Here is a 3,549-nt window from a genome sequence, read left to right on the forward strand (position 1 = left end):
GGATGTCGCGCGCCCCTCCCCCACCTGCCGGCCGTCCGGGGACGGCGGTCGGAGCGGCCCCGGGCTTCCCCCACACGGAGCGGGCCCGCTCCTTCGACCCCGACGCTACGCCCACGGAACACCGCCGCCGAACGGCCTTGACGCCCCCCTGTCGCCCACCGCCCCGGCCTTGACGGGGTGTTGACGGCTCGTCGGCACGGCGCGCGCCACCGGCCCGCACGCCGGTCAGGGGACGTACCGGTAGCCGATCCCCGGCTCGGTGACCAGATGCCGCGGCCGGGCCGGGTCACGCTCCAGCTTGCGGCGCAGCCCGGCGAAGTAGACCCGCAGGTAGTTGCCGCGCCCCTCCTGGGCCGGTCCCCACACCTCGCGCAGGATCTGCCGGCCGGGCACCAGCCGGCCCGGGTTGGCGAGCAGCAGGGCGAGGATGCGCCACTCGGTCGGGGTGAGCCGGACCGGGCCGGCCGGGCCGTTCACCGTGGTGGCCACGAGGTCCACGGTGTGGTCGCCGATCGCCGGCAGGCTCGGCGGCACGCCGCCCGGCGGCCGGCGCAGCACGGCGCGCAGCCGGGCCAGCAACTCGTCCATCAGGAACGGCTTGGTGAGGTAGTCGTCGGCGCCCGCGTCCAGGGCGCCCACCTTGTCGGCGGTGTCGGTCCGGCCGGAGAGCACGATGACCGGCATCGCGCCGCGGGCGCGCAGACCGCGCAGCACGTCCATCCCGTCGAGGTCGGGCAGGCCGAGGTCGAGCAGGACGGCGTCCGGGGCGTGGTGCGCGGCGCGGTCGAGCGCCTCGCCGCCGCTGGCGGCGGTGCGGACGGCGTACTGCCGGGCGCTGAGGTTGATCCGCAGGGTGCGCAGCAGGGCCGGCTCGTCGTCGACGACCAGGATCTCGCTCACGAGTCGGCCTCCCTCGGCTCGGCGGCGGGCAGGGTGAGCAGCATGGTGGTGCCGCCGCCCGGGGTGTCCTCGACCTCCAGGCTGCCGCCCATCGCCTCGGCGAGGCCGCGGGAGAGGGCGAGGCCGAGGCCGACACCGGTGGTGTTGTCGGTGTCGCCGAGGCGCTGGAAGGGCAGGAAGACCCGGTCGCGGTCCTCCGGGGCGATGCCGGGGCCGCGGTCGATCACCCGGATCTCGACCTGGTCGGCGTGGTGGCTGGCGGTGACCAGCACGGGTGCGCCGGGGGCGTTGTGGCGCAGCGCGTTGGTGATCACGTTGGCGAGCACCCGCTCCAGCAGCGGTGGGTCGGCGAGCACCGGCGGGGTCCCCTCCTCGATGTCGACCGCGAGGTCGGTCGACAGGTCCGGGGCGTACGGGTCGGGGAGGCTGTCGAGCGCCCGGGGCAGGATCTCGTCCAGGTGGGTCTCGGCGAGGTGCAGGGTGAGCGCGCCGGCCTGGAGGCGGCTCATGTCGAGCAGGTTGTCGACCAGCCGGGTGAGTCTCACCAGCGACTCGTCGGCGGTGGCGAGGAGTTCGGCCTGGTCCTCGGCCGAGAACTCGACGTCGGGGCTGCGCAGCGAGCCGACCGAGGCGCGGGCGGCGGCCAGCGGGGTGCGCAGGTCGTGGCTGACGGCGGCGAGCAGCGCGGTGCGCATCCGGTCGGCGGCCTTGATCGGCTCGATCTCGGCGGCGGCCACGGCCAGCCGGTCGCGTTCCAGCGCGGCGGCGAGGTGGGCGGCGAAGGCGGTCAGCACCCGCTGGTCGGCGGCGGGCAGGCGGCGACCGGTGAGCACCAGGACGGCTCCCTCGCCGGCCGGGACCTCGGTGGTCTCGTACGGGCCGTCCGCCTCGTCCGGCCGGTCGCCCTCGTGCTCGTGCCCGCCCTCGCTGTGGGCGAGCACCTCGCCGTCGGCCCGGGAGAGCAGGGCGACGGCCCGCATGCCGAAGGCCGTCCGGGACTTCTCCAGCAGGGCGGGCAGCGCGTCGGCGCCGCGCAGCACGCTGCCCGCCAGGGTGGAGAGGGTCTCGGCCTCGGCGGTGGCGCGGGCGGCCCGGCTGGTGAGCCGGCCGGCGTGGTCGACCACGGTGGAGACGGTGAGCGCGATGGCGGCGAAGACCACCAGGGCGACGATGTTGTTGGTCTCGCCGATGGTCAGGCTGTGGATCGGCGGGATGAAGTAGTAGTTGAGCAGCACCGAGGCGACGAACGAGGCCAGCAGGGCCGACACGGCGCCGCCGAGCAGGGCGACGATGACCACCCCGAGCTGGAAGATCAGCGCGTCGGTGGTCAGGTTGATGCTGTGGTGGGCCTGCGAGAGCAGGACGGTGAGCAGCCAGGGCACCACCAGTCCGGCCAGGTAGCCGGCGACGGTGCGGCGCCGGGAGTGGCGGCGGCCGAGCGAGGGCAGCCGGCCGCGGCCGGTGAACTCGTGGGTGACCATGTGGACGTCGATGTCCTCGGAGGCGTCCACGGTGGTCTGTCCGGTGCCGGGGCCGGTGAGGAAGCGGTTGACCCTGCCGCGGCGGCTGGTGCCGAGCACCAGCTGGGTGGCGTGGTGGGCGCGGGCGAAGGTGAGCAGCGCGGTGGGGACGTCGTCGCCGACGACCACGTGGTAGCTGCCGCCGAGGGTCTCCACCAGCTGCCGCTGCTGGGCGAGCGCGCCGGAGGAGGCGCCGGCCAGGCCGTCGCTGCGGGAGACGTGGACGGCCAGCAGTTCGCCGCCGGCCGTGCGGTCGGAGATCCGGGCGGCGCGGCGGATCAGGGTCTCGCCCTCGGGGCCGCCGGTGAGGGCGACCACGACGCGCTCCCGGGTCTCCCAGACCCGGTCGATGTTGTGGCTGGCCCGGTAGTCGCGCAGGCCCTCGTCCACCCGCCCGGCCACCCAGAGCAGGGCGAGTTCGCGCAGGGCGGTGAGGTTGCCGACCCGGAAGTAGTTGGAGAGCGCGGCGTCCACCTTCTCCGCCCGGTAGACGTTGCCGTGGGCCATCCGGCGGCGCAGCGACTGGGGGGCCATGTCGACGAGTTCGATCTGGTCGGCCCGGCGGACCACCTCGTCCGGGACGGTCTCGCGCTGGGGGATGCCGGTGATCTTCCGGACGACGTCGTTCAGCGATTCCAGGTGCTGGATGTTGACGGTGGTGACGACGTCGATCCCGGCGGCGAGCAGCTCCTCGACGTCCTGCCAGCGCTTGGCGTGCCGTCCGCCGGGGATGTTGGTGTGCGCGAGCTCGTCGACCAGCAGGACGGCCGGCCGGCGGGCGAGCGCTCCGTCGAGGTCCATCTCCTCGAACTCGGCGTCCCGGTAGGCGCGTCGGGCCCGTGGCAGGACCTCCAGGCCCGCCAGCATGGCCTCGGTGTGACGGCGGCCGTGGCACTCGATGTACCCGACCACGACATCGGCCCCGCGCTCCTGTCTGCGCCGGGCCTCGTCGAGCATCCGGTAGGTCTTGCCGACCCCCGGCGCGGAGCCGAGGTACACCCTCAGCCGGCCGCCGCGGCTGCCGGTGCCGGTGGTGAGGTCGCGGGCCATGGGCACTGCTCTTTCCATCGGGAGGTGGTGCACGTCTGCGGACGCGGGTCGGCCGGCCCGGGCCCGGGAGTCGCCCTCC

The 3,549-nt window shown here is 75.0% G+C and carries 2 protein-coding genes; both read right to left on the minus strand.

The window, feature by feature from the left end; all coding sequences use genetic code 11:
• Nucleotides 1–225: 225 nt before the first annotated feature.
• Nucleotides 226–900 (minus strand): response regulator, encoded by a 675-nt coding sequence (locus tag ACFRMQ_RS39310; protein WP_380735694.1) that lies wholly within the window; start codon nt 898–900, stop codon nt 226–228.
• Complete coding sequence (locus tag ACFRMQ_RS39315) at nt 897–3,470, minus strand: ATP-binding protein (protein WP_380735695.1); 2,574 nt, start codon at nt 3,468–3,470, stop codon at nt 897–899. The genes ACFRMQ_RS39310 and ACFRMQ_RS39315 overlap by 4 nt, the downstream gene beginning before the upstream one ends.
• Between the last annotated feature and the right edge of the window lie 79 nt (nt 3,471–3,549).

It is taken from the genome of Kitasatospora sp. NPDC056783 (assembly GCF_042789895.1).
In the GTDB taxonomy this organism is placed as follows: domain Bacteria; phylum Actinomycetota; class Actinomycetes; order Streptomycetales; family Streptomycetaceae; genus Kitasatospora.